Genomic DNA, 25,562 nt, shown 5'->3' with positions numbered 1-25,562 from the left:
GCATGCCTGGCGGGAACGGTGCTCCCTTTGCGCAGCGTCGGCGACCCTGCGTTCGTTACCCACCACGGAGGGTGGTGAGCTTTGGGCGGATTCTCCCGCTTCGGCCCTCCCTCCAGGCTTCGCCATCTCGATGCCGGGCAGTTCCAAAGCGTACGGGCACCCACTGTTTGCGACAAGCCGCGAAGAGTCTGCCCGATCCGACCAGGACGACCGATCGTACACCCGTTCGAATGTGCATGTCATCGCCCTCGACCCGGCCCGCTGGGGGCGCTCCGGCCGACCGGTACCGTCTAGCCGTGACCGATCTGGTACGGGCCTCGGACCCGGTGGTGATGGGCGTCCTCAACGTCACGCCCGACTCCTTCTCCGACGGCGGACGGTACGCCGACCTCGATGCCGCCGTCGGACACGGCGTGCGGCTGCGGGCCGACGGCGCCCACCTGGTGGACGTCGGCGGCGAGTCCACCCGGCCGGGCTCCGACCGGGTCGACGCGGAGACCGAGACGGCCCGGGTGGTCCCCGTGATCCGGGAGCTGGCCGCCGCCGGCGTGCCCGTCAGCATCGACACCACCCGCGCGCGGGTCGCCGAGGCGGCCCTCGCCGCCGGCGCGTCCGTGGTCAACGACGTCTCCGGCGGCCTCGCCGACCCCGACATGGCCCGGGTGGTCCGCGACGCCGGCTGCCCCTGGGTGCTCATGCACTGGCGGGGCCACTCCCGCGAGATGGGGGAGCTGGCCCGCTACGCCGACGTGGTCGCCGAGGTGCGCGCCGAGCTGGGCCGCCGCGTCGACGAGGCGCTGCGGGCCGGGGTCGCCGCCGACCGCATCGTCGTCGATCCGGGGCTGGGCTTCGCCAAGACGGCCGCGCACAACTGGGAGCTGAGCAGGCACCTGTCCGAGCTGCTGGACCTCGGCTTCCCGCTGCTCTTCGCGTCCAGCCGCAAGTCGTACCTGGGGCGGCTGCTGGCCGGTCCCGACGGCACCCCCCGCCCCACGGACGGCCGCGACGTGGCCACCGTCGCCACCAGCCTGCTCGCGGTGGCGGCCGGCGCCTGGGGCGTACGCGTGCACGACGTCCGGGCCACCGTGGACGCCCTCGCCGTCTGGCAGGCCACGGGCGCGCCCCGCCTGGCGCCCGCGTCCACCGGTGGGGCCCGGGCGGTCCACGCCGGCGCCGGACGGGCGGACCGCACCGCCGACCACGGAGGAGACCGATGACCGACCGGATCCAGTTGACCGGCCTGCGGGCGCACGGCCGGCACGGGGTGTACGACTTCGAGCGCGTCCAGGGCCAGGACTTCGTGGTCGACGCCGTCCTGGAGATGGACCTCGCCCCGGCGGCCCGCTCCGACGAGGTGGGCGACACCGTCCACTACGGCGAACTGGCCGAGCGGCTGGTCGCGGTGGTGACCGGCGAGCCGGTCAACCTGATCGAGACGCTCGCCGACCGGCTGCTGGCCGTCTGCCTGGCCGATCCCCGGGTCGAGGCCGCCACGGTCACCGTGCACAAGCCGGAGGCGCCCGTCCCGCACGCCTTCACCGACGTGGCCGTCACGATGACGCGGCGGCGGGACCGGTGACCCGCGCCGTCCTCTCCCTGGGCAGCAACCTCGGCGACCGGCTCGCCCACCTGCGCGGCGCCGTCTCGGCGTTCGGCGACAGCGTGCTCCTGGTCTCCGGCGTCTACGAGACTCCACCGTGGGGGGACGCGGACCAGCCCGCGTACCTGAACGCCGTGCTGCTCGCCGAGGACCCGGCGGCGACCCCGTACGACTGGCTGGAGCGGGCCCGGGCGGCGGAGCGCGCCGCCGGGCGCACCCGCGACCCGCAGCGGCGTTTCGGGCCGCGCACCCTGGACGTCGACGTCATCGCCGTGTGGACCGACGGCGACGAGCCGGTGCTCAGCGACGACCCCGAGCTGACCCTGCCGCACCCCCGGGCCCACCTGCGGGCCTTCGTGCTGCGGCCGTGGATCGACCTCCAGCCGTACGGGCGGCTGCCCGGGCACGGCTGGCTGACCGACCTGCTCAACACCTCTCCGGTGGCCGACGACGCGCTGGATCTGCGCCCCCGGCCGGATCTGGCGATAGAGTCGACGGCATGACCCAGTGGAGCCGGCCGGCATGACGCAGGCGCAGTCCCCGCGACCGGGCGGGACGGGCCCCGAGCGGTCCCGGATGGGCCCCACCCGGATCTCCACCCTGGTGGTGGCCGCCCTCGCCGCCGCCGCGGTGGCCTGGTTGCTGATCAGCACCCTCTACTACGACTACCTGCCGGAGCTGCCCTGGCTGCCGGTGGTCACGCTCGCCGCGCTGGCCGTGCTGGAGGCGTACGCCGCCGTCAACACCCGGGGGCGCATCGAGCGCAGGCCGGGCCGCGAGCCCGTCAACCCGCTGCTGGTGGCCCGGTTCGTGGTGCTGGCGAAGGCGTCCGCGTTGGCCGGCGCGATCTTCACCGGGTTCTACGCCGGGCTGACCGGCTGGCTCTTCGTGGAGCGCACCGACGCCGCGATGGACGACCGGCCGATCGCCGGCGCCGGCCTGCTCGCCGGTCTGGCGCTGGTGGCGGCGGCGCTCTGGCTGGAGCGCTCCTGCCGGGTTCCCGAGCAGGAGGACGACGAGGACCGCGAGCCCGGCGGCCGGGAGGGCCGCCCCGGCCCACGCTGATTCCGGGGGGTTACGCCCGGCCTCCCGCGCGGGTACGGTGCCTCCGACCGGAGAGCAACGCCGCCCCGGTCCGCCCGCGCGTCGGACCAGGCTGGACGGGCGGCCACGTGGGAGGCGGCGTCATGCGGTACGACGAACCGGGGCGTGAGCCGTCCCCCGAGCCCTCGTCCGGCATCCCCGCCTCCGTCCTGGAGAACGTCTTCGACGACCCCGCGCACGGCGAGCCCGGCCGCGACCGGTTCGCCGTCCACGTCGTCTGGGAACTGCTGCTCCTGGCCGGGCTGGTCGTCCTGGCGTACCTGCTGTGGCGGGAGGACCCGGCCGCGCTGCGGGGCGACGGGCTGCGCTCCCTGCTCCTCGACGCGGTCGTGCTCGGGCTGCTGGGGCTGGCCGCCGGGCTGACCCTGCGTACCGCCGCCGTGAACCTGGCCGTCGGCCCCGTGGCGGTCGCCGCCGCGCTGCACGTCGCCGAGCAGGGCGACCGGGGCGTCAACGCCGCCGCCGGCCCGGCCCTGCTGGTCGCCGCGCTGGGCGGGCTCGCCCTGGCGCTGGTCGTGGTGGTGCTGCACGTGCCCGGCTGGGCCGCGTCCCTCGCGGGCGCGGCCGGGGTGATCGTGTACGTCGAACAGCGCTCGTCGTCGGTCCTGCCGCAGGGCGACTACGACCCGGAGCGCGGCGCGCTGCACCTCTTCGTCGGGTTCGCGGCCGTCGCGGTGCTCGGCGGTCTGTTCGGCTCGGTGCGGGCCGTCCGCCGGGTGGTCGGCCGGTTCCGCCCGGTCGTGGATCCCGCCCGCCGCCGGGGCGTGGTGGCGGCGGTGGTTACCTCCGGCGCGCTCGTCGGCTCCACGGTGCTGGCCGCGCTGGCCGGCATGTTGACGGCCAGCCGGGACACCGCCCCGGTCGCGCCGGACCCGGGGCTGGACTGGACGGTGCTCGCGGTCGGCCTGGCGCTGCTCGCCGGCACCAGCGCCTACGGCCGGCGGGGCGGCGTCTTCGGCACCCTGCTGGCCGTCTGCCTGGTCACGGTCTTCCTCGCGTACGCGCAGGCCCGGGGCTGGACGGTGAGCCGGTGGGCGGTCGGCGCGGCGGCGCTCGGCGTCGGGCTGCTGGTCACCCGGCTGGTCGAGGCGTACGGGCGGCCGGCGACCGGCGCGGCGGCGGAACCGGTCCCCGCCGGGGACGGCCGGATCGGCGCGGGCTGGACGGCGCCGTCGGCGGACCCGGTCGGCGACTGGCCGCCCGCCGTGCCGAGGCGGTCCCCGGAGAGCCCGGTGGACCCGTGGAGCGATCCCGGCTGGGAGACCGGCCCGCGCCGCTGGGACGCCGGCGACCGGTGAGCCGGCACCGCGTCCACCGGGCCGGGAGTGATCTCGCCGGTTAGGCTCGGCGGCATGACCGACACACCATCGACCTCCGCCGGCCCGTCGTTCGAGGAACTCGACGCGCTGTCCACCGAGGAACTGCGGGAGCGGGCGTTCGCGGTCGCCCGGGAGCGCCACGACGTGCGCTTCTTCTGGTCCGTGCTGCGGCACCTGCCGAACGCGGACGAGGCCGCCGTCCTCGACGGCGCGCCCAATTCGGTCGGGCCGACGATCGACGAGGCCGCGGCGCTGTGGCGGGAGCTGACCGGGCACGGCTACGAGGAGTCGGCGCCGCTGCTGCGGGCCGCGTTCATCGACTACCTGATGAAGCACCCGCGAGGGTGACGGCGGTCGACGGCCCCGGTCAGGTTTGCCCCCCGCGCTCCGCCGGGAACTGACCCGATCATGGCGCTCACCAACCCGTCACGCACCGGCGGTCGCTACGGGACGGCGGCGGGCACTGGCGCGCTCGCGGCGCTCCTCCTGGTCGCGGTCTGCGGCAGCCCGGCGTACGTCGGCTGGGCCGCCGGCACCGACCCGAACTCCGCCGGCGGCTGGTACCTGCAACTGCTCTCCTGGCCGGCGTGGCACTTCAGCGGCGACGGGGCGACCGGCAACCTGCTCGTGGCGAACCTGCGGGCCGTCCTGCTGGTCATCCTCGCGGCGCTCTTCCTCTACCTGCTGCCCACCTCGCAGGTGGCCCGGGTGCAGGGGTCGGGGACGCAGTTCTTCTCCGGCTGGGCCGCGTACGTCCTGGCCAGCGGCTTCGCCTCGCTGATCGCCGCCTTCCTCGGCCCGGAGCCGGCGCTGCTGACGGCGATCCAGGCGGGCGGCGCCGGCGCGACGTACGGCTTCCTCTCCGGCTGGGTCATCGGCACGGCCAGCCTCGGCGGTCGCGCCTGACCCGGCCGCCTCTCACCGCTCGGGCGCGCCCAGTTCGAGCAGCCGCTCCCGGCTGAGCACCCCGATCGGCCGCCCCCCGTCGGTCACCACGACCCGGTCCGCGGCCGAGGTCAGCAGCATCCCCAGCGCGTCGTACGCCGAGCCGCCGACCGGCATCGTCGGCAGCCCGGCCACCCCGGCCTCCGGCAGCGGCTCGACGGCCCCGCCGGTGACCGGGGTGACCGCGAGCCGGCGGATGCCCCGGTCGGCGCCCACGAACTCCCGGACGAAGGGCGTGGCGGGCGCGCCCAGCACGGCGGCCGGGGTGTCGAACTGCTCCAGGCGCCCGCCCTCGGAGAGCACCGCGATCCGGTCGCCCAGCCGGACCGCCTCGTCGAGATCGTGGGTGACCAGCACGATGGTCTTGCGCACCTCGGCCTGCAACCGGAGGAACTCCTCCTGCAACCGGGTCCGCGCGATCGGGTCGACGGCCGAGAACGGCTCGTCCATCAGCAGCACCACCGGGTCGGCGGCCAGCGCCCGGGCCACCCCGACCCGCTGCCGCTGCCCGCCCGAGAGCTCGTGCGGGTAGCGGCGGCCGAACGTGGCCGGGTCGAGCCCGACCAGTTCCAGCAGCTCGTCGACCCGGCGGCGGCTGCGCTGGCGGGGCCAGCCGAGCAGCCGGGGCACGGTGGCGACGTTGGCGCTGACCGTCTGGTGCGGGAACAGCCCGACGTTCTGGATCACGTAGCCGATCCGGCGGCGCAGCCCGACCGGGTCGACCCGGGTGACGTCCTCGCCGCCGAGCAGGATCCGGCCGCCGGTCGGCTCGATGAGGCGGTTGACCATCCGGAGCACCGTGGACTTGCCGCAGCCCGACGGTCCGATCAGCACCGCCAGCTCGCCGGCTCTGATGTCCAGGCTCAGCTCGCGTACGGCCTCGGTGCCGTCCGGGTAGCGTTTCCGGATGCCCTCCAGCGTGATCGACGCCGCGCGCGGTTCGGCGGGGGCGGTGCCCTCCGGGGTAACGTCCACACATGTCCTTCCGCCTGAGCTACCGGGCCGACCCGGGTAACCCGTGGTTCTCCTGGCAGTACGTGCGGGACAACTCTGACACGATCGTCGCCGCCGTGCGGGAGCACGCCTCGCTGACCGCTCGCGCGGTGCTGATCGCCGCCCTGATCGCGCTGCCGCTGGCGGTGGCCGCGTACTGGTACCGCTCGCTCGCCGGGCCGGTCCTGGCCCTCACCGGGGTGCTCTACACGGTGCCGTCGCTGGCGCTCTTCGCGTTCGTCGCCCCCTACCTGGGCATCGGCGCGGCGACCGCGCTCAGCGTGGTGGTCCTCTACGCGCTGCTGGTGATCGTCCGCAACGCCGTCGCCGGGCTCAACCAGGTGCCCCCCGAGGTCCGCGAGGCGGCGGAGGGGATGGGGTACGGCCGCTGGGGCCGGCTGTTCCGGGTCGAGTTGCCGCTGGCCCTGCCGGGCATCCTCACCGGGCTGCGGCTGGCGACCGTCTCCACGGTGGCCCTGGTGACCGTGGGTGTGGTGATCGGGCGCGGCGGTCTCGGGCAGCTGATCTTCGCCGGCTTCCAGAACAACTTCTACAAGGCGCAGATCATGACGGGGACGCTGCTCTGCGTCCTGCTCGCCCTGGTGCTCGACCTGGTCCTGGCCGGTGCGGGCAGGCTGCTGACCCCCTGGCTGAAGCGGGCCCGGTGAGCGCGAGGAACGCAGCGCAGCGGAGTCCCGCAGTCGCGAGCGGAGGGTTGGCTCGGTGAGCGCGAGGAACGCAGCGCAGCGGAGTCCCGCAGTCGCGAGCGGAAGGTTGGCCCGGTGAGCGCGAGGAACGCAGCGCGGCGGAGTCCCACGGTCGCGAACGGGAGGGTGGCTCGGTGAATCCGGTCGAGGCGGCGCTGGTCTGGCTCAACGACCCGCTGAACTGGACGAACCCGGGCGGCGTCCTGGACCGGCTGGGCGAGCACCTGTCGATGTCGGCGGCGGCGGTGGCGCTCGGCTGCCTGGTCGCCTGGCCGATCGGGCTCTGGCTCGGGCACACCGGGCGGGGCGGCGGCCTGGTGGTGCTGGTGTCCAACGTGTCGCTGGCCATCCCCACGCTCGCCCTGCTCACCATCCTGCCGCTGACCTTCCTCGGTTTCGGCCGGCCGTCGGTGGTGGTCGCGCTGGCCGTCTTCGCGGTGCCGCCGCTGCTGGCCAACGCGTACACAGGGGTGCGGCAGGCCGATCCGGAGGCCCGGGACGCGGCGCGCGGGATGGGCTTCTCGGGGTGGCAGCTGCTGCGCCGGGTCGAGCTGCCGCTGGCGGTGCCCTACCTGGCGGCCGGGTTCCGCACGGCGGCGGTGCAGGTGGTGGCGACGGCCGCGCTGGCGTCCTTCGTCAACGGCGGCGGCCTGGGCCAGATCATCCGGGCGGGCTTCGGGCTGGACATCGCCGCCGGCGGCGGCCAGATCATCGCCGGCGGCGTGCTGGTGGCCGGGCTCGCCATGCTGCTGGAACTGGTGCTGGCCCTGGTCGAGCGGCTGGTCACGCCACGCCCGCTGCGGGCCGGTCGCCGTCGGGCGCGTCGCCGGGCGGCGCAGGCGGTGGCCGGCGGCTGACCGTCGTCCGCCCACCCGGACGCCGAGCCCGGGCGGGCGCGCGACGGCGAATTCGATTCACCTCCGGTGACGATCCGGTGACAAACTCCGCCTCGGGTTGTCGGTCCCGCGTGGAAGATGTTGGGGTGGGAAACCGGGCGGTCGCAAGGCGAGCCGCCCGTGGGACACAGCGGGCGGCCGGACCAGATCGCCCGTCGGACACGCGGCCGGCCCGACAGGGTCGCGCCGGGACACGGAAGGCGGGCACTGATGCGCGCACGTACACGCCTGGCGGTCGGTGCGGTGGGAGCCCTCGCCGCGGCGGGGCTGCTGACCGGCTGCGGCGACGCCGGCTCCTCCGGCACGGACGCCCCGGAGCAGGCGGCCTCGGGGGCCGGCTGCGCGCCGGTCGCCGGTGACCAGCTCGTCGTCCTCGACGACGACAAGAAGCTCCAGAACACCGACAACGTCATCCCGGCGGTCAACGCCGACGCGGCCAACCCGCAGTTGATCGCGGCGCTGGACAAGGTCTCGGCCGCGCTCGACACGCCGAAGCTGATCCAGCTCAACAAGGCCGTCGACGTCGACCGCAAGACGGCCCAGAAGGCGGCCGAGGAGTTCGCGGCGGCCAACGACGTCACCGCCGGCATCGCCAAGGGCCCCGGTGGGCAGATCGTGATCGGCGCGGCCAACTTCACGGAGAACCAGATCCTGGCCGAGCTCTACAAGATCGCCCTGACCGCCGCCGGCTACGACGCCAAGGTGCAGCAGATCGGCAACCGCGAGCTCTACGAGCCGGCCCTGGAGAAGGGCGAGATCCAGGTCGTCCCGGAGTACGCGGCGACCATGGCCGAGTTCCTCAACACCAAGGCCAACGGCAAGGACGCCCAGCCGGTTTCCTCGCCGGAGCTGGAGAAGACCGTGGCGGCGCTCAAGGCGGCCGGCGACAAGGCGGGCCTCGTCTTCGGCACGCCGGCCGCCGCGCAGGACCAGAACGCCTTCGCCGTGACGAAGGCGTTCGCCGACAAGTACGGCGTCAACACGCTCTCCGAGTTGGCCGCCAAGTGCTCGGGCCAGGCCACGGTGCTCGCCGGGCCGCCGGAGTGCCCGCAGCGGCCGAAGTGCCAGGCGGGGCTCGTCCAGGTCTACGACTTCAAGGCCGGCTCGTTCAGCTCGCTGGACCAGGGCGGCCCGCAGACCAAGAACGCGCTGAAGACCGGGGCCGCGAGCGTGGGCCTGGTGTTCTCCTCGGACGGCGCACTGGCCGTCGGCTGATCCCCGACCGGCCGCCGGTGGCCCCGTGCCACCGGCGGCCGACGGGCGGGCCGACGGCTGGCGGCCCGGCCGGTCGGCCGACGGCCGCGGGGCGATCGGCGGCGAAGACGCCGGTTGCCCTGTGCACCCTTTCCCCGGCGGGGCAGCCCTCGGTAGGCTGCGGACCCATGCCAGCCCCGGTCGCCCCCGCCGACAAGCGCAGCCCGTCGCTGCTGACCGCGCTCTTCTGGGTCGGTGTGGCCCTGGCGCCGGTGGCGGCGTTGATCCTGCTCGTTGCCGACGGCAACGGCCCGCTGCGGTTCGCCGCCGTGCTGGCCATCATGGCCGTCGTCCTGATCGGGCTGTCGATCGCGTTGCGCGCCGACGGCGCGGGCCCGGCCCGCACCGATGAGCTGCTGGACGAGATCGAGCAGCTCCGCCGCGAGCTGCGCGGGGAGATCGTGGCCGCCGCCCAACGCGGCAACCAGGCGCTCGACCACGCCCAGCGGGCACAGGATGAGGTCACCGCGCTGCGTCGGCGGCTGGACGCGAGCAGCGCCGCGCTGGCCGGCGTCGACGCCCCGGCCGGCGCCGGCCGGGCCCGGGCGTCCGCCGACGACGCGGTCACCGGCCGCAGGCGGGTGCCGGACCAGGACGACGCGGTGCCCCACCGGGGACGCGCCGACCGGGACGACGAGGAGCCCGCCCGCAGGCCGCAGCCGGCTCCGCGTGCCGAGCGGCCCGCGCCCGGCCCGGCCGGTGGGCACGGCGTGGACCGGCCGGCTACGGGTGCCGCCGGCGGGTACGGCGCGGACCGGCCGGCCGCCGGCGGAACGGCCGGGGTGTACGGGGCGGCCCGGCCGGCGGAGCCGGCGAGCCAGCCCTCGGCCCGGCCACTCGGAGTGGTACGGCACACCGAGACCGTGCACGTCACCACCCGGCACACCATCGTGGACGGCGCCGCGTCCGTCCCCGGCGACCGGGCGGCCCGGTACGGCGACGGGTACGCGGGACGCTGGTCGCCGGAGCAGGAGGAGCGGGCGTGGCCGGGTGAGCCGGACGACCGTTCCTGGGCCGGTCACGGGCACGGCGGACCGGACGACCGGTCCCGTCGCGAGGACCGGCCACGCCGGGACGACGACGTGTCGCGGCCGGGCCCCGGGGCCGCCCGGCACGACCGCCCCCGGCCGGTCCAGCCCGGCGGCCGGGAATGGTCCGCCGAGCCCGGCGGCCGGGAGCGGTCCGGCGAGCGCGGCGAGCGGGAGTGGTCCGCCGAATCCGGCGGCCGGGAGTGGTCCGGTGCGCGCGGCGAGCGGGAGTGGCACGACGAGCGCGGACAGCAGTGGGACGACCCGGGTCGGGGCGGCGCGGAGGCACCGGGCCGGGCGGCGCCGGCGGAAGCGCGCGGGCGCGGCCGGTCGTACCCGCCGGACGAGGCGGGGGCGGAGAGCGGGGAGTACTGGTCGCAGCTACGGGCCGGGGACCGGTGGGCCGCGGTGCGGGACGACGACCGGGGTCGGGAACTGCGGGTCGGGGAGCGGCGTGCCGAGGTGCACGCGGACGCGACCGGCACCGAGTACCGGGTCGCGGACCGCTGGGCGGCGATCCGGCGGGACGAGCCGCGCCGGGGTCCGGACCGGGCGGGCGACGGGTGGCGCGGCGGCTGGCCGGAGCCGGACGACGCCCCGGCCCTGCCGGCCGGCGGGGTGCCGGTGCCGGACGAGTGGCGTCCGCCCCGTCAGCGGGGACACCAGCCCGGGGCGCGGCACGACGCCGGTCCGCCCGAGGCGCACCGCACCCGTCGGGCGGAGCCCGAGCCGGAGCGGTACGGCCGGCGGCAGGAGGAGCACCACGGCTACCCGCCGCAGGGCGACGAGCCCCGCGCGGGCGGCGCCCGCAACGCCGACCGCTGGCGCTGACCCCGCCCGGCCGCCCACCGGCAGCCACCGCGCCGCCCGCCGCGACCGGGCGGGCGAACGCGGTCGGGGTCACTTGTCGATGTCGCCGACCACGAAGAACATCGAGCCGAGGATGGCGATCAGGTCCGGCACCAGGCAGCCCGGGAGCAGGGTGGCCAGCGCCTGCACGTTCGCGTACGACGCGGTGCGCAGCTTCAGCCGCCACGGCGTCTTCTCGCCCCGGGAGACCAGGTAGTAGCCGTTGATCCCGAGCGGGTTCTCGGTCCAGGCGTAGGTGTGCCCCTCCGGGGCCTTGAGCACCTTCGGCAGCCGGGTGTTGACCGGCCCGGTGAGCCGGTCCACCCGGTCCAGGCACTGCTCGGCGAGGTCGAGCGAGGCGTACACCTGGTCGAGCAGCACCTCGAAGCGGGCGTGGCAGTCCCCGGCGGTCTTCGTCACGACCGGCACGTCCAGCTGGTCGTAGGCCAGGTAGGGCTCGTCGCGGCGCAGGTCCAGGTCGAGGCCGGAGGCCCGGGCGACGGGCCCGGACGCGCCGAACGCGGCGGCGTCCGCCGCGGAGAGCACCCCGACGCCGACCGTACGGGCCAGGAAGATGTCGTTGCGCCGGATGAGGTTGTCCAGGTCCGGCATCCGCCGGCGGACCTCGGCGATGGCGGCCCGCGCCCGGCCGGTCCAGCCGGCGGGCACCTCCTCCTTGAGCCCGCCCACCCGGTTGAACATGTAGTGGATCCGGCCGCCGGAGACCTCCTCCATCACCGCCTGGATGGTCTCCCGCTCGCGGAAGGCGTAGAACATCGGCGTGATCGCGCCGATCTCCAGCGGATAGGAGCCGAGGAACATCAGGTGGTTGAGCACCCGGTTCAGCTCGGCCAGTGCCATCCGCAGCCAGGTGGCCCGCTCCGGCACCTCCATGCCCATCAGCCGTTCCACGGCGAGCACCACGCCCAGCTCGTTGGAGAAGGCCGAGAGCCAGTCGTGCCGGTTGGCCAGCACGATGATCTGCCGGTAGTCGCGGACCTCGAACAGCTTCTCCGCGCCCCGGTGCATGTAGCCGACGATCGGCTCGCAGGCCACCACCCGCTCGCCGTCGAGCACCAGCTTCAGCCGGAGCACGCCGTGCGTGGAGGGGTGCTGCGGCCCGATGTTGAGCACCATGTCGGTGCCGAGCTGCTCGCCGCCGGCCCCGGTGCCGACGGTCAGCTCGCGGAGGTCGCCGGCGTCCGTGGTCATGACGTCATCGTGCCATGAACCGCCCGGGGTCGACGCCGACCGGTTGCCGCAGCCACCAGTGCCCGCCCAGGCCGGCCGGGTCGGTCAGCTCGGCCACCGCCGACGCGGCGGCGAGCGCCCGCACGTACCCGGCCGGGTCGCCGGCGGCCAGGCTCAGCGGCGGTCGCCCGCCGTCGGCCCCGAGCGCCCGCAGCGCCTCCCGCTGCGACATCAGGTCGTACGCGCACCCGGCGACCGTGGCACCGGCGGAGGCGACCGAGTCGACGGCGACGTGCGCGGTGACGTCGCGGGTCCCGTCCGGCACCGGCGGCACCTGCCGCCCGCCCCGGTACCCGGTCAACGTCCCGTCCACGGGTCGGCCGTCGCGCAGGTGCCCGTAGTCCACGGCCAACGCCAGCCCCCGGTCCATCCTGCCGACCGCTGCGGCCCAGGCGTCGTCGCGCGTCCGGCCGATCTCGGCCCGCGCGCCGATGAGGTGCCGGGACCCGGGCCCGGTCCCGTCGGCTCCGCCCGCCGGCGCCGGCCACCACCTGGCGAGCCAGTCGGCGTCGGCGGGGACGACGGGGTCACCGACGGTCTCCTCCCCGGTGGCCGGGTCGACCAGGAGGTACCGCCAGCCGTCCCAGGTGTGCGCCGCCAGGTCGAGCGGCACGTTGTCGAGCCACTCGGTGGCCACCAGCAGCCCGGTGATCCCGGCGGGGATCTCGTCCACCCACCCGATCTCCGCGGGGAGGCCGTCGGGCCGGGCCGCCTTCTCGACGGCGGTGAGGCGTACCCGGGAGGCGAGCGAAACCGGCGCGGGGGACGAGCCGACGGCGGACGGCGACCCGGCGGGCGACGGGCGGGGATCGGCCCCGGTGGCCCCCAACGCGGCGGAGAGCCCGCGCAGCAGCTCGCCGCGGCCCGCCCCCACGTCGACGACGGAGAGGACACGGGGGCGGTCGAGGGCGGCGTCGACCTGCTCGACCAGCCGCAGCAGCGCGGCGGTGAAGGTGGGCGACGCGTGCACGCTGGTGCGGAAGTGGCCGGCCGGCCCCGGGCCGGAGACGAAGAAGCCGCCCGGTCCGTAGAGCGCCCGTTCCATCGCGTCCCGCCAGCGGACGGACATCAGCTCGTTCCTCGCTCAGCGTGCGTCACCGTGCCGACCCTACGGTCAGCCGGTCGGGGGCCGTCCGTCCCCGTCCCGGCGGTCGTGCCGCCGGGTGCCGGCGGTGAACGTTTTCACACATCCTTGTCCCGGTTCCGTGACCCCGGCGCATACTTGCCATCGACCGGTACCCCTTCTCGAGGACTGGATCGTCGCCCATGAGCGCACCCCTGCGCCCGCGCCCGGCCGCCCCCCACGGGCCCGCCGTCCCGCCGGCCGCCACCCCCCGTCTCCTCACCGTCGGCATCGTCGGCTCCGGCCGGGTCGGCACCGTTCTGGGCGCCGCGCTCGCCGCCGCCGGCCACCGGGTCGTCGCCGTCACGGCCGGCTCGGGCGCCTCCCGGGCCCGGGCCGCGCTGCTGCTTCCCGAGGTGCCCCGCCGTTCCGTCGCCGCCGTGGCGCGGGCGGCCACCGACCTGCTGCTGGTCGCCGTGCCCGACGACGCGCTCACCGGGGTGGTCGCCGCCCTGGCCGACGGCGGCGCGCTGCGTCCCGGCCAGGTGGTCGCGCACACCTCCGGCGCGCACGGGCTGGCCGTGCTCGCCCCCGCCGCCGCGGCGGGCGCCCGCCCTCTCGCCCTGCACCCCGCGATGACCTTCACCGGCACGCCGGACGACCTCGCCCGGCTGGCCGGCATCTCGTACGGGGTGACCGCCCCGGCGGAGCTGCGCCCCCTGGCCGCCCGGCTGGTCGCCGACCTCGGCGGGGTGCCCGAGTGGGTCGGCGAGGCGGACCGGCCGCTCTACCACGCGGCGCTGGCGCACGGCGCCAACCACCTGGTGACCCTGGTCAACGAGGCCGCCGACCGGCTGCGCGACGCCGGGGTGACCCAGCCGGAGAAGGTGCTCGCCCCGCTGCTGCGGGCCGCCCTGGAGAACGCGCTGCGCCTCGGCGACGACGCGCTGACCGGGCCGGTGTCCCGGGGCGACGCCGGCACGGTCGAGCGGCACCTGGCCCGGCTCGCCGCGACCGCTCCCGAGTCGGTGGCGCCCTACCTGGCCCTGGCCCGGCGTACGGCCGACCGGGCCATCGCGGCGGGCCGGCTGCGGCCGGTCGACGCGGAGTCGCTGCTCGGCGTGCTCGCCGGCGACCGGCGGCAGGTGGCGGCGTGACCGGGCCGACCGCAGGTGGCGGCGTGACCGGGCCGACGGACGGAGGGGACCGCGTGACGGAACTGGTGCACGGCCGCGCCGAGCTGGCGGCGGCGCGGGACGGGCTGAAGGGCACCGTCGGCGTCGTGATGACCATGGGCGCGCTGCACTCCGGGCACGAGACGCTGCTGCGGGCTGCCCGGGAGCGGGCCGACCACGTGCTCGTCACGATCTTCGTCAACCCGTTGCAGTTCGGTCCGAACGAGGACTTCGACCGCTACCCGCGCACCCTCGACGCCGACCTGGAGATCTGCCGGCGGGCCGGCGCGGACGTGGTCTTCGCCCCCTCGGTGACGGACATGTACCCGGACGGCCAGCCCCGGGTCCGGGTGAACCCGGGCCCGCTGGGGGAGGACCTGGAGGGGCAGAGCCGCCCCGGGTTCTTCCACGGGGTGCTGACGGTGGTGCTGAAGCTGCTCCAGCTCACCCGCCCCGACCTGGCGTTCTTCGGCGAGAAGGACTACCAGCAGCTGACCCTGGTGCGGCGGATGGCCCGGGACCTCGACGTGCCGGTCGAGGTGGTCGGCGTGCCGACCGTACGGGAGCCGGACGGGCTGGCGCTGTCCAGCCGCAACCGCTATCTCTCCCCGGCCGAGCGGGAGGCCGCGCTGAGCCTGTCGGCGGCGCTGCGGGCCGGGGCCGCGACCGCCGACGAGGGTGGTGACGCGGGGGCGGTGCTCGCCGCCGCGCACGCGGCCTTCGGCGCCGGTACGCCCGGCGCGCGGCTCGACTACCTGGTGCTCACCGACCCGGACCTGGAACCGGGGCCGGTCTCCGGGCCGGCGCGGCTACTCGTGGCCGCCTGGGTGGGCGCCACCCGGCTGATCGACAACGCCGCGATCCGGCTCGCCCCCCGTTCCTGAACCCCACCCCCGCCACCTTCCGCGAAAGGCATCCCGATGCTGCGCACCATGCTCAAGTCGAAGATCCACCGGGCCACGGTGACCCAGGCCGACCTGCACTACGTCGGCTCGGTGACCGTCGACGAGGACCTGCTCGACGCCGCCGACCTGATCCCCGGCGAGCAGGTGGCGATCGTGGACATCACCAACGGGGCGCGGCTGGAGACGTACGTGATCCCGGGCGAGCGGGGCAGCGGCGTGATCGGCATCAACGGTGCTGCCGCCCACCTGGTGCACCCGGGGGACCTGGTGATCCTCATCTCGTACGGGCAGATGGACGACGCCGAGGCCCGCGCGTACCGGCCGCGGGTCGTGCACGTGGACGCCGACAACCGGGTCGTCGAGCTGAACACCGACCCGACCACCGCCGCCCCCGGCACCGCCGGCGCCCCGATCCCCAACCCCTTCGCCGCCGCCGTCGTCTGACCCGCCCGGTACCTCGCTCGCCCGTTCCTCGCGCGAGCTTCTGTGGCGGTTCGTCCCCTTCGTGACCCAGGGGGCTTCCGGGCGTCGAAGTGGGGGCGCTCGCGGTCTGTCACCGGAAGGTCATCCCTGGGTAGTCTGGTTGCCCGTCGAGAGACGCGGGTGGCTGGGGGAGGCCGCGATGCGCCGTGCGATGAGTGCCCTGCTCGCTGCCGTCGCCACGGCCGCACTCCTGGCCGGCTGCGCCGATGCCGGCGGGCTGGACGGTGACCTGGTCGACGACTGGGCGGTCCTGCCCGCTCCCGGGCCCTTCACCCCGGCCGCCGGGGTGTGCCAGGTCGCCGACTTCGTCGACGTGGTGACCCTGGCGGCGTACGCGCCGGTGGACTGCGCCGCGCCGCACCGGGTCGAGACCGTGCACGTGGGCGCCTTCCCGGCCGGGCGGCCCGCCCCGCCGTCGGGCGGCTCGGCCGAGTTGCGGGGCGCCTTCGCCGACTGCGACGCCCGGGCGACCGGTCACGTGGGCGCCGACTGGCGGACGGGGCGGCTGCGGCTGGCGGTGGCGGTGCCGTCCGGGGCGGGCTGGACGGCCGGCGCCCGCTGGTACCGGTGCGACCTGACCGAGGTGAGCACCGTCGAGGCCGCCGCCACGGTGGTGGTCCGCACCGGCAGCCTCCGGGACGCGCTGCGGGTGCCGTCCCCGCTGCGGTTGGGCTGCCAGCAGGCCCGCTCCGACGGCGGGTCGGTGCGGACGCTGCTCCCGGTCGACTGCGCCGCCAGACACGACGCCGAGTTCGTCGGGGTGTGGCGGGCGCCCGACCGTCCGTACCCGACCCGCCCCGCCGACTGGGCCCCGCTCTACGCCGGCTGTCGCTCGGTGCTCGGCCGCTACGTGGGGGTGCCCGACGACGCCGACCTGCGCTTTCGCAGCGGCGTGGTGGCCCGCCCGCCGGGAGCGGGCCGGTGGCGCGTCGGCGACCGGGGCGTCCGCTGCTACCTCTGGCTCGACGACCATACGGTGACCGGCTCGCTGCGGGGCGCGGGCCCGGCTGCCCTCCCGGTCCGGACGAGGTAGCGGCACGTCCGGACCCGATGGCCCAAACCACTCGTCCCGCCCCCGCCGCCCCCCGCGAGGACCCTTCGGGTTGACTGTGGGTATGGACCTTCCGACCGTCGACCTGCCGGCGCTGCCCAGACTGCTGGCCGCCCCCGCGCCCGGCTGGGTGGAGACCACCGACGTGATCGTGGTCGGTTCCGGGGTGGCGGGCCTGACCGCCGCGCTGCACCTGCGCGAGGCGGGGCTGCACGTCACCGTCGTCACCAAGGTCGACATCGACGAGGGGTCGACCCGCTGGGCGCAGGGCGGCATCGCCGCCGTGCTCGACCCGCAGGACACCCCGACCGCGCACGCCTCGGACACCGAGATCGCCGGCGTCGGGCTCTGCGACCCGGCGGCGGTGCGGGTGCTGGTCGAGGAGGGCCCCACCCGGCTGCGTGAGCTGATGCGGATCGGGGCGGAGTTCGACCGCAACCCGGACGGCTCGCTGATGCTCACCCGGGAGGGCGGGCACCGGGCCGACCGGATCGTGCACGCCGGCGGCGACGCCACCGGGGCCGAGGTGCAGCGCGCCCTGCACGCCGCCGTGCGCCGCGACCCCTGGATCCGGCTGGTCGAGCACGCCCTGGTGCTGGACCTGCTGCGTGCCCCCGGGGACTCCCCGGACGGGCTCGGCCCGGCCTGCGGCATCACCCTGCACGTGCTCGGCGAGGGTAGCGAGGACGGGGTGGGCGCCATCCTGGCCCGGGCGGTCGTCCTGGCCACCGGCGGGATGGGCCAGATCTACGCGGCCACCACCAACCCGGCCGTGTCGACCGGGGACGGGGTGGCCCTCGCGATGCGGGCCGGCGCGGCGGTGACCGACGTGGAGTTCGTCCAGTTCCACCCGACCGCGCTGATCACCCCGGCCGGTGCCGGCGTGCCCGGCGCCGGGCACGCCCAGCAGCCGCTGGTCTCCGAGGCGTTGCGCGGCGAGGGCGCCCACCTGGTCGACGGCGACGGCAAGCGGTTCATGGTCGGGCAGCACGAGCTGGCCGAGCTGGCGCCCCGGGACGTGGTGGCCAAGGGCATCCACCGGGTCCTGCTGGCCACCGGGGCGGACCACGTGTTCCTCGACGCCCGGCACCTGGGCGGTGACTTCCTGGCCCGGCGCTTCCCGACCATCGTCGCGTCCTGCCTGGCCATCGGGGTCGACCCGGCGACCGACCTGATCCCGGTCGCCCCGGCCGCGCACTACGCCTCCGGCGGCGTCCGCACCGACCTGCGCGGCCGCACCTCCATCCCCGGGCTGTACGCGTGCGGCGAGGTCGCCTGCACCGGCGTGCACGGCGCGAACCGGCTGGCCAGCAACTCGCTGCTGGAGGGGCTGGTCTTCTCCCGGCGGATCGCCGAGGACATCGCGGCCGGGCTGCCCGAGCAGGCCCAGCCGGCGGCGACCGGCGCCTGGGTGGGCGGCGAGGGCTGGGTGGTGCCGGCCGAGGCGACGCCGACGCTGCAACGGGCGATGACCCGGGGCGCGGGCGTGCTCCGCTCGGCGGAGACCCTCGCCGGGACCGCCGGCGTGCTGACCGGGCTCGGCGAGGGCCGGGGCCGGCCCCGGACGGCCGACTGGGAGGCGACGAACCTGATCACCGTGGCGTCGACGCTGGTCGCCGCCGCGTACGCCCGCCGGGAGACCCGGGGTTGCCACTGGCGGGAGGACTTCCCGACGGCCGACGAGCGGTGGCACGGACACCTGGTCGGCGCGGTCGGGGCGCAGGGCCGGCTGACGCAAGCGTGGGAGGGGACCCGATGACGGAGTCGACGGAACGGGCACTGCGGGACGCCGGCCTGGATCCGGCGCGGGTACGGCAGACGGTCGAGGCCGCGCTCGCCGAGGACCTGGGGCCGGACTTCCTGGACGTCACAAGCGTCGCCACCATCCCGGCCGACCAGACCGACACCGCCGACCTGGTGGCCCGCGCCGACGGCGTGGTGGCCGGGCTGGCCGTGGCGGCGGCCGTGTTCGAGCTGGTCGGCGAGACGACCGGCGCCGGCCGTACGGTCGAGGTGTCGGTGGTGGCCCACGACGGCGAGCGGGTGGCGCGCGGCGACGTGCTGGCCACGGTGACCGGCCCGACCCGGCTGCTGCTCACCGCCGAGCGGACGGCGCTCAACCTGCTCTGCCGGATGTCCGGGGTGGCCACCCACACCCGGGCCTGGGCGGACGCCCTGGCCGGCACCAAGGCGATGGTGCTGGACACCCGCAAGACCACCCCGGGCCTGCGCGCCCTGGAGAAGTACGCGGTCCGCGCGGGCGGCGGCACGAACAAGCGGATGGGCCTGCACGACGTCGCGATGATCAAGGACAACCACAAGTTCGCGGCGGGCGGCATCACCGCGGCCTTCCGCCGGGTCCGGGAGACGTTCCCGGACGTGCCGGTGCAGGTCGAGGTGGACACGGTCGCCGAGGCGGTGGAGGCGGTCGAGGCCGGGGCCGACTTCCTGCTGCTGGACAACATGACCCCGGAGATGCTCACCGAGGTGGTCGCGTCGGTCGGGGACCGGGCGGAGCTGGAAGCGACCGGCGGGCTGACGCTCGACGTGGCGGCGCGGTACGCGGCCACCGGCGTCGACTTCCTGTCGGTCGGGGCCCTGACGCACTCCTCGCCGATCCTCGACATCGCGATGGACCTGCGCACCGGGTGAACCGGCGGCCGGCCGTTGTCTAGGCTGCGTGCGTGCTGCTCTGCATCGACATCGGAAACACCAACACCGTGCTGGCGACCTTCGACGGCGACAAGCTGGTGCACTCCTGGCGGATCAAGACCGATGCGCGGTCGACGGCCGACGAGCTGGGCCTGAAGTTCCGGGGCCTGCTCGCCGGGGACGCCGTGGAGATCACCGGGGTCGCGGCCTGCTCCACCGTGCCGGCCGCGCTGCGCTCGCTACGCACCATGCTGTCGCGCTACTACGCGGACCTGCCGAGCGTGATCGTCGAGCCCGGGGTGCGCACCGGTGTGCAACTCGCCATCGACAACCCGAAGGAGGTGGGCGCCGACCGGGTGGTGAACACCCTGGCCGCGTACACCCTCTACGGCGGGCCGTCGATCGTGGTGGACTTCGGCACCACCACCAACTTCGACGTGATCAGCGCCCGGGGCGAGTTCCTCGGCGGCGCCTTCGCCCCGGGCATCGAGATCTCCTTCGACGCGCTCGCCGCCCGCGCCGCCCAGCTGCGCAAGGTGGAGGCGGCCAAGCCCCGCTCGGTGATCGGCAAGAACACCGTCGAGTGCCTCCAGTCCGGCCTCTACTTCGGCTTCGCCGGGCAGGTGGACCGGATCGTCGAGCGGATGATCGAGGAAATGGGCGAGGTGAGCGCGGTGATCGCCACCGGCGGGCTGGCCTCGCTCGTGATCAACGAGTGCCGCACGATCACCCACCACGAGCCGATGATCACCCTGATCGGGCTGCGGATGGTCTACGACCGCAACGTCTGACCCCGGCCGCCGCCGGGGCCGGGCGCCGGGCGGGCCTCAGCGCCGCCGGGCCCGGCGGACGAGCGCGCGGTACGGCGACGAGGCCGAGCGAGGTGGCCGGAAGTGGGGCCGGTCATGCGGGCCGGTTATCCCGTAACGCCTCCCGAGCGCCTTGAGTACGCTCGGGGCCTGACCCCGCCCGAAATCTCCTTCTGAGGAAGCGTGCCGTGACCGAGCAGAACCCCGTGCCAGTCGATCCCGCCGACGACCTTCCCGAGCAGATGAAGGTCCGCCGGGAGAAGCGGGACCGGATGCTCGCCGAGGGCGTCGAGCCGTACCCCATCGGATTCCCCCGGACCAGCACGCTGGCCGAGATCCGCGAGAAGTACGCCGAGCTGCCCACCGACACCGCCACGGGAGACCAGGTTTCGGTCACCGGCCGGGTGATCTTCGTACGCAACACCGGCAAGCTCTGCTTCGCCACCCTCCGGGACGGCGACGGCACCGAGTTGCAGGCCATGCTCTCCCTCGACCGGGTCGGCGCCGACCGGCTGAACGACTGGAAGCGCCTGGTCGACCTCGGTGACCTCGTCGGGGTGACCGGCGAGGTGATCACCAGCCGGCGCGGCGAGCTGTCCGTGCTGGTCGAGCAGTGGGCGGTGACGGCGAAGGCGCTGCGCCCGCTGCCGGTGGCGCACAAGCCGCTGAGCGAGGAGGCGCGGGTCCGGCAGCGCTACGTGGACCTGATCGTCCGCCCGCAGGCCCGCCAGATGGTGCGTACCCGGGCCGCGACCGTGCGCAGCCTGCGCGACGTGCTGCACGGCCGGGGCTTCATCGAGGTGGAGACCCCGATGCTCCAGCTGCTGCACGGCGGCGCGGCGGCCCGGCCTTTCGTGACCCACAGCAATGCACTCAGCACCGATCTGTATCTGCGAATCGCGCCGGAACTGTTTCTCAAGCGGGCCGTCGTCGGCGGCGTCGACCGGGTCTTCGAGATCAACCGCAACTTCCGTAATGAGGGTGTCGACTCTTCGCACTCGCCCGAGTTCGCGATGCTCGAGGCATACGAGGCGTACGGCGACTACGACACCATGGCCGAGCTGACCCGGAATCTCGTGCAGCAGGCGGCGATCGCGGTCAGCGGCTCGACCGTGGTGACGCACGCCGACGGCCGGGAGTTCGATCTGGGCGGCGAGTGGCGCTCGGTGACCCTCTTCGGGGTGCTTTCCGAGGCGCTCGGCGAGGAGGTCACCGTACGCACCGAGCGCGCCCGCCTGGTGGAGTACGCCGACAAGGTGGGCCTGGCGGTCGACCCGAAGTGGGGGCCGGGCAAGCTGGCGGAGGAACTGTTCGAGGAACTGGTGGTGCCCAGCCTCCAGGCGCCCACCTTCGTCCGCGACTACCCGGAGGAGACGAGCCCGCTGACCCGGGCGCACCGCAGCGAGCCCGGGCTGGCCGAGAAGTGGGACCTCTACGTGCTCGGTTTCGAGCTGGGGACCGCGTACTCCGAGCTGGTGGACCCGGTGGTGCAGCGGGAGCGGCTGGTGGCCCAGGCCCAGCTCGCCGCCCGCGGCGACGACGAGGCCATGCGGCTGGACGAGGACTTTCTCCGGGCGATGGAGTACGGAATGCCGCCGGCCGGGGGTATGGGAATGGGAATCGACCGGCTCTTGATGGCGCTCACCGGCCTGGGAATTCGGGAAACCATCCTCTTCCCCCTGGTTCGCCCGGAGTAGCCGCGCATCTCCACCGGGTCGTTACCGCATCCTATTGACGCGACAAGCGCCGCGCGGGTTATTGTGCTTACAGTTTGCAGGAGCACCCTGCTCGAAAGGAATGTGGGACGTGGCCAAGCAGATCATTCATAAGCTGGTCGATGACCTGGACGGCGGGGACGCTGACGAGACGGTCAAGTTCGCGCTCGACGGCGTTCAGTACGAGATCGACCTGTCGAGCTCGAACGCCGAGAAATTGCGCGACGTATTCGCCTCGTACATCGCCCACGGCACCAAGGTGGGCAGGGGCGGCGTCGTCGTCGGCGGCCGGGCCGCACGCGGTCGGGGTGGCGCCACCGCCGACCGGGAGCAGAACAAGGCGATCCGCGCCTGGGCCAAGAAGGCCGGTAAGGACATCTCCGACCGGGGCCGGATCCCCCAGGAGATCGTCGACGAGTACCACGCGAAGGCCGGTCACTGACGAGACCGCCGAAGGGCGACACCGACGCCGGGCCGGAGCACGACTCCGGGCCGGCGTCGCCGTATCCGCCCGGGACCGGCGTCCGAGCGGGAAGAATTCCGTCCCGACGGTCGTTGTCCACAGCCGGTGGAGAGTCTGTCCACAGCCTGTGGACGACTCCCGGACGGCCCGGATCCGGGCCGCGTCGGCGCCGGCGCGACCCGCATGACGGGTCCGCGACCGTGGCCGAATTTCGCTCTGCGCGTACAGGTAGGGGTACCGGAACACCCCCTGAGCGCGGACGGTTGTGTAAAACGACGCGTACACGGCCTCCGACGGGGACACACGACCTCAGCGGAGTCGGTTCGCGGCGATAGAGTAAGGAGGCACGGACGCCCGTCCCGGTCGTCCGCGCACCGGCCCCGCCACGACTTCTTGACCATCAAGATCGAGTGCGCACGGCACGTGAGGAGCACGAGGGCATGTTCGAGCGGTTCACCGACCGAGCGCGACGGGTTGTCGTCCTGGCCCAGGAAGAGGCCCGGATGCTCAACCACAACTACATCGGTACGGAACACATCCTGCTGGGCCTGATCCACGAGGGTGAGGGCGTCGCCGCCAAGGCTCTGGAGAGCCTCGGCATCTCCCTGGAGGGTGTGCGACAGCAGGTCGAGGAGATCATCGGCCAGGGCCAGCAGGCGCCGAGCGGGCACATCCCGTTCACGCCGCGGGCCAAGAAGGTGCTTGAGCTGTCCCTGCGCGAGGCGCTGCAGCTCGGCCACAACTACATCGGCACGGAGCACATCCTGCTCGGCCTGATCCGCGAGGGTGAGGGCGTCGCCGCCCAGGTGCTGGTCAAGCTCGGCGCCGACCTCAACCGGGTCCGCCAGCAGGTGATCCAGCTGCTCTCCGGCTACCAGGGCAAGGAGCCGGCCGCGGCGGGCGCCACGCCGGGTGAGGCCGCGCCGTCCACCAGCCTCGTGCTGGACCAGTTCGGCCGCAATCTGACCCAGGCCGCCCGCGAGGGCAAGCTCGACCCGGTCATCGGGCGCGAGAAGGAAATCGAGCGGGTCATGCAGGTGCTCTCCCGCCGGACCAAGAACAACCCGGTCCTGATCGGTGAGCCCGGCGTCGGCAAGACCGCCGTGGTGGAGGGGCTGTCCCAGAAGATCATCAAGGGCGAGGTGCCCGAGACGCTGAAGGACAAGCAGCTCTACACGCTCGACCTCGGTGCCCTGGTCGCGGGTTCCCGCTACCGCGGTGACTTCGAGGAGCGCCTCAAGAAGGTGCTCAAGGAGATCCGCACCCGCGGCGACATCATCCTCTTCATCGACGAGATCCACACCCTGGTCGGCGCGGGCGCCGCCGAGGGCGCGATCGACGCGGCGAGCATCCTCAAGCCGATGCTGGCCCGTGGCGAGCTGCAGACCATCGGCGCGACCACGCTCGACGAATACCGCAAGCACCTGGAGAAGGACGCCGCCCTCGAGCGCCGCTTCCAGCCGATCCAGGTGGGTGAGCCGTCGCTGGCCCACACCATCGAGATCCTCAAGGGCCTGCGGGACCGCTACGAGGCGCACCACCGGGTCAGCATCACCGACGCGGCTCTCGTGGCCGCCGCGACGCTGGCCGACCGGTACATCTCCGACCGCTTCCTGCCGGACAAGGCGATCGACCTCATCGACGAGGCCGGCGCCCGGATGCGGATCCGCCGGATGACCGCGCCGCCAGACCTGCGCGACTTCGACGAGCGCATCGCCCAGGTGCGTCGCGACAAGGAGTCCGCGATCGACGCGCAGGACTTCGAGCGCGCCGCGCAGCTGCGCGACAAGGAGAAGCAGCTCCTCGGGCAGAAGGCCCAGCGGGAGAAGGAGTGGAAGGCCGGTGACCTGGACGTCGTCAGCGAGGTCGACGACGAGCAGATCGCCGAGGTGCTCGGCAACTGGACCGGCATCCCGGTCTACAAGCTGACCGAGGAGGAGACCTCGCGCCTGCTGCGCATGGAGGACGAGCTGCACAAGCGCGTCATCGGCCAGGAGGACGCGGTCAAGGCGGTCTCGAAGGCGATCCGGCGCACCCGGGCCGGCCTGAAGGACCCGAAGCGTCCGTCGGGCTCGTTCATCTTCGCCGGCCCGTCCGGTGTCGGTAAGACCGAGCTCTCCAAGGCGCTGGCCGAGTTCCTGTTCGGCAGCGAGGACGCCCTCATCCAGCTGGACATGTCCGAGTTCCACGACCGCTACACGGTCTCCCGGCTGGTGGGTGCCCCTCCCGGCTACGTCGGCTACGACGAGGGCGGCCAGCTGACCGAGAAGGTGCGGCGTCGGCCGTTCTCGGTGGTCCTCTTCGACGAGATCGAGAAGGCCCACCCGGACGTGTTCAACACGCTGCTCCAGATCCTGGAGGACGGTCGGCTCACCGACGGTCAGGGCCGGATCGTGGACTTCAAGAACACGGTCATCATCCTGACCACCAACCTGGGCACCCGCGACGTCGCCAAGGCGGTCTCGCTCGGTTTCCAGGCGTCGGAGGACTCCGAGTCCAACTACGACCGGATGAAGCAGAAGGTCAACGACGAGCTCAAGCAGCACTTCCGGCCTGAGTTCCTCAACCGGATCGACGACACCATCGTCTTCCACCAGCTGCGCCAGCAGGAGATCCTGTCGATCGTCGACATCATGATCCAGCGGATCGAGGGCCAGCTGCGGAACAAGGATATGGGCCTGGAGCTGACCGACAACGCCAAGAAGTACCTGGCGAAGAAGGGCTTCGACCCGGTGCTCGGTGCGCGTCCGCTGCGTCGCACGATCCAGCGCGACATCGAGGACAACCTGTCCGAGCGGATCCTCTTCAACGAGCTGACCCCGGGTCAGATCGTGGTGGTGGACTGCGAGGGCGATCCGGAGAACATCGACAAGTCCAAGCTCGTCTTCACGGGCGCGGACCGGCCGGCCACGGTGCCGGACGCCGTCCCGGCCGACCTCGGTGGCACCGCCGCCGCAGGCGCGGACGAGTAAGTCCGAAACAGCACGAGGGCGGCGGCCCGGTGGCACCAGCCACCGGGCCGCCGCCCTTTCTGGCGATCAGCACCCCGCCCGCCGCAGGCGGATCGCGCCGACGTGGGGCCGGGTGATGTTCCAAGCGATTCAGCTCGACAGGGCAGAAACTGCGCGGCCGACGCAACTGGCGGCAGGCGTCATGGTCCGGTCTCGCACGGGCTGGGCACGTGTGTCCGGGACGTCCGTATCCGCCGGAACTGCGTCGGGCACATGATGCCTGTATGCCGGGTTTGTGGTGGTGGGCGCCACGGGTGGGGTGGGCATGGGCCGGGGCGCCGGGTCGTTG

General features: G+C 74.3%; 24 protein-coding genes. 21 read left to right on the top strand and 3 right to left on the bottom strand.

Annotated elements, in window-relative coordinates:
- The first annotated feature begins 296 nt into the window (after nucleotides 1-296).
- The 7 genes from folP to ACLQ22_RS26290 all read left to right on the top strand — a co-directional run bounded on the left by folP (nucleotide 297) and on the right by ACLQ22_RS26290 (nucleotide 4,929).
- Nucleotides 297-1,217, top strand: a complete 921-nt coding sequence (gene folP, locus ACLQ22_RS26320; protein WP_425694682.1) for a dihydropteroate synthase — start codon at nucleotides 297-299, stop codon at nucleotides 1,215-1,217.
- A complete protein-coding gene (gene folB / locus ACLQ22_RS26315) occupies nucleotides 1,214-1,579 on the top strand; it encodes a dihydroneopterin aldolase (protein WP_121401586.1) in 366 nt (121 codons plus the stop codon). The genes folP and folB overlap by 4 nt, the downstream gene beginning before the upstream one ends.
- Nucleotides 1,576-2,103, top strand: coding sequence for a 2-amino-4-hydroxy-6-hydroxymethyldihydropteridine diphosphokinase (gene folK, locus ACLQ22_RS26310; protein ID WP_425694681.1), 528 nt, complete (start codon nucleotides 1,576-1,578; stop codon nucleotides 2,101-2,103). Before folB ends, folK begins: the two co-directional genes overlap by 4 nt.
- A gap of 19 nt (nucleotides 2,104-2,122) precedes the next feature.
- Nucleotides 2,123-2,665 (top strand): DUF3180 domain-containing protein, encoded by a 543-nt coding sequence (locus ACLQ22_RS26305; RefSeq protein ID WP_425694680.1) that lies wholly within the window; start codon nucleotides 2,123-2,125, stop codon nucleotides 2,663-2,665.
- A gap of 122 nt (nucleotides 2,666-2,787) precedes the next feature.
- On the top strand, nucleotides 2,788-4,002 hold the full coding sequence (locus tag ACLQ22_RS26300) for an ABC transporter permease (RefSeq protein WP_425694679.1): 1,215 nt from the start codon (nucleotides 2,788-2,790) through the stop codon (nucleotides 4,000-4,002).
- 54 nt (nucleotides 4,003-4,056) lie between these two features.
- The gene (locus tag ACLQ22_RS26295; protein WP_121401583.1) at nucleotides 4,057-4,371 is read left to right on the top strand and encodes a hypothetical protein; all 315 of its coding nucleotides are present in this window, start codon (nucleotides 4,057-4,059) and stop codon (nucleotides 4,369-4,371) included.
- Nucleotides 4,372-4,431: 60 nt separating this feature from the next.
- Entirely contained in the window at nucleotides 4,432-4,929 is a 498-nt protein-coding gene (locus tag ACLQ22_RS26290; protein ID WP_366643734.1) for a hypothetical protein, read from the top strand.
- 12 nt (nucleotides 4,930-4,941) lie between these two features.
- On the opposite strand, the gene ACLQ22_RS26285 is transcribed toward ACLQ22_RS26290, so the two are convergent.
- Nucleotides 4,942-5,943 carry an ABC transporter ATP-binding protein gene (locus tag ACLQ22_RS26285; protein ID WP_425694678.1) on the bottom strand — a complete coding sequence of 334 codons (1,002 nt, stop codon included), beginning with the start codon at nucleotides 5,941-5,943 and terminating at the stop codon, nucleotides 4,942-4,944.
- Between the two features lie 2 nt (nucleotides 5,944-5,945).
- On the opposite strand from ACLQ22_RS26285, the gene ACLQ22_RS26280 reads away from it, so the two are divergent.
- The 4 genes from ACLQ22_RS26280 to ACLQ22_RS26265 all read left to right on the top strand — a co-directional run bounded on the left by ACLQ22_RS26280 (nucleotide 5,946) and on the right by ACLQ22_RS26265 (nucleotide 10,677).
- On the top strand, nucleotides 5,946-6,629 hold the full coding sequence (locus ACLQ22_RS26280) for an ABC transporter permease (protein WP_121401580.1): 684 nt from the start codon (nucleotides 5,946-5,948) through the stop codon (nucleotides 6,627-6,629).
- A gap of 173 nt (nucleotides 6,630-6,802) precedes the next feature.
- Nucleotides 6,803-7,525 carry an ABC transporter permease gene (locus ACLQ22_RS26275; RefSeq protein ID WP_421455508.1) on the top strand — a complete coding sequence of 241 codons (723 nt, stop codon included), beginning with the start codon at nucleotides 6,803-6,805 and terminating at the stop codon, nucleotides 7,523-7,525.
- A 249-nt stretch (nucleotides 7,526-7,774) separates the two neighbouring features.
- Complete coding sequence (locus ACLQ22_RS26270) at nucleotides 7,775-8,779, top strand: glycine betaine ABC transporter substrate-binding protein (RefSeq protein ID WP_425694677.1); 1,005 nt, start codon at nucleotides 7,775-7,777, stop codon at nucleotides 8,777-8,779.
- A 167-nt stretch (nucleotides 8,780-8,946) separates the two neighbouring features.
- Nucleotides 8,947-10,677 carry a hypothetical protein gene (locus tag ACLQ22_RS26265; RefSeq protein ID WP_425694676.1) on the top strand — a complete coding sequence of 577 codons (1,731 nt, stop codon included), beginning with the start codon at nucleotides 8,947-8,949 and terminating at the stop codon, nucleotides 10,675-10,677.
- Between the two features lie 69 nt (nucleotides 10,678-10,746).
- Here ACLQ22_RS26265 and ACLQ22_RS26260 read toward each other — a convergent pair whose 3' ends face one another.
- Both ACLQ22_RS26260 and ACLQ22_RS26255 read right to left on the bottom strand, forming a co-directional pair.
- Nucleotides 10,747-11,907 (bottom strand): NADH-quinone oxidoreductase subunit D, encoded by a 1,161-nt coding sequence (locus ACLQ22_RS26260; protein WP_425694675.1) that lies wholly within the window; start codon nucleotides 11,905-11,907, stop codon nucleotides 10,747-10,749.
- Nucleotides 11,908-11,911: 4 nt separating this feature from the next.
- The gene (locus ACLQ22_RS26255) at nucleotides 11,912-13,015 is read right to left on the bottom strand and encodes an SAM-dependent methyltransferase (RefSeq protein WP_425694674.1); all 1,104 of its coding nucleotides are present in this window, start codon (nucleotides 13,013-13,015) and stop codon (nucleotides 11,912-11,914) included.
- Between the two features lie 197 nt (nucleotides 13,016-13,212).
- Between ACLQ22_RS26255 and ACLQ22_RS26250 the strand changes: the two genes are divergently transcribed.
- The 10 genes from ACLQ22_RS26250 to ACLQ22_RS26205 all read left to right on the top strand — a co-directional run bounded on the left by ACLQ22_RS26250 (nucleotide 13,213) and on the right by ACLQ22_RS26205 (nucleotide 25,234).
- A complete protein-coding gene (locus tag ACLQ22_RS26250) occupies nucleotides 13,213-14,166 on the top strand; it encodes a Rossmann-like and DUF2520 domain-containing protein (protein WP_425694673.1) in 954 nt (317 codons plus the stop codon).
- A gap of 53 nt (nucleotides 14,167-14,219) precedes the next feature.
- Complete coding sequence (gene panC, locus ACLQ22_RS26245) at nucleotides 14,220-15,068, top strand: pantoate--beta-alanine ligase (RefSeq protein ID WP_425694672.1); 849 nt, start codon at nucleotides 14,220-14,222, stop codon at nucleotides 15,066-15,068.
- A 36-nt stretch (nucleotides 15,069-15,104) separates the two neighbouring features.
- The gene (gene panD, locus ACLQ22_RS26240; protein WP_425694671.1) at nucleotides 15,105-15,533 is read left to right on the top strand and encodes an aspartate 1-decarboxylase; all 429 of its coding nucleotides are present in this window, start codon (nucleotides 15,105-15,107) and stop codon (nucleotides 15,531-15,533) included.
- Between the two features lie 178 nt (nucleotides 15,534-15,711).
- Entirely contained in the window at nucleotides 15,712-16,605 is an 894-nt protein-coding gene (locus ACLQ22_RS26235; protein WP_425694670.1) for a septum formation family protein, read from the top strand.
- Between the two features lie 82 nt (nucleotides 16,606-16,687).
- Complete coding sequence (locus tag ACLQ22_RS26230; RefSeq protein ID WP_366643755.1) at nucleotides 16,688-18,382, top strand: L-aspartate oxidase; 1,695 nt, start codon at nucleotides 16,688-16,690, stop codon at nucleotides 18,380-18,382.
- Nucleotides 18,379-19,275 (top strand): carboxylating nicotinate-nucleotide diphosphorylase, encoded by an 897-nt coding sequence (gene nadC / locus ACLQ22_RS26225; protein WP_425694669.1) that lies wholly within the window; start codon nucleotides 18,379-18,381, stop codon nucleotides 19,273-19,275. Before ACLQ22_RS26230 ends, nadC begins: the two co-directional genes overlap by 4 nt.
- Before the next feature lie 32 nt (nucleotides 19,276-19,307).
- Entirely contained in the window at nucleotides 19,308-20,066 is a 759-nt protein-coding gene (locus ACLQ22_RS26220; protein WP_121401570.1) for a type III pantothenate kinase, read from the top strand.
- Between the two features lie 206 nt (nucleotides 20,067-20,272).
- Nucleotides 20,273-21,781: a lysine--tRNA ligase gene (lysS, locus tag ACLQ22_RS26215; protein WP_425694668.1), complete on the top strand. Its 1,509-nt coding sequence runs from the start codon at nucleotides 20,273-20,275 to the stop codon at nucleotides 21,779-21,781.
- Nucleotides 21,782-21,890: 109 nt separating this feature from the next.
- A complete protein-coding gene (locus ACLQ22_RS26210) occupies nucleotides 21,891-22,241 on the top strand; it encodes a histone-like nucleoid-structuring protein Lsr2 (RefSeq protein WP_165947879.1) in 351 nt (116 codons plus the stop codon).
- 461 nt (nucleotides 22,242-22,702) lie between these two features.
- Nucleotides 22,703-25,234 carry an ATP-dependent Clp protease ATP-binding subunit gene (locus tag ACLQ22_RS26205; protein ID WP_366643778.1) on the top strand — a complete coding sequence of 844 codons (2,532 nt, stop codon included), beginning with the start codon at nucleotides 22,703-22,705 and terminating at the stop codon, nucleotides 25,232-25,234.
- Nucleotides 25,235-25,562: the final 328 nt, after the last annotated feature.

Source organism: Micromonospora sp. DT178 (assembly GCF_049841695.1).
Classification (GTDB): domain Bacteria; phylum Actinomycetota; class Actinomycetes; order Mycobacteriales; family Micromonosporaceae; genus Micromonospora.
Note: the sequence above shows the minus strand (reverse complement) of the source record. Positions and strands in the feature narration are given on the sequence as shown.